The organism is Bradyrhizobium sp. Mp27 (assembly GCF_029953005.1).
Classification (GTDB): Bacteria; Pseudomonadota; Alphaproteobacteria; order Rhizobiales; family Xanthobacteraceae; genus Bradyrhizobium; species Bradyrhizobium barranii.
In genome coordinates, this window is the sequence record NZ_JASAUS010000809.1 from 1 (window position 1) to 221 (window position 221).

The 221-nt window shown below is 57.5% G+C and carries 1 pseudogene; it reads right to left on the reverse strand.

The annotated features are described in order from the left end of the window. Window positions 1-111 precede the first annotated feature (111 nt). A pseudogene (locus QJT78_RS52740) lies at window positions 112-221 on the reverse strand (IS110 family transposase); the annotation flags it as partial.

The following is a 221-nucleotide window of genomic DNA, read 5'->3' on the forward strand; positions in this document are numbered from 1 at the left end:
TCTCAAAAGTTCTTCTGGAGTGATCATCGATGGTGTCCACCTCGTTCATGGTGGACACCTCATCCCATCCCCGCGCTCAACTGCATAGGTGCGTAGAAAGGAGCGCTTACAAATGATCGGCCCGATGCCAGGCACCGTCATCAGGCGCGAACATGCCTGATCTTGACGGGCCAGTGCTTCGATCTCGCCGGAGAGGCTATCGATGCGCTGATCCAGCCGGC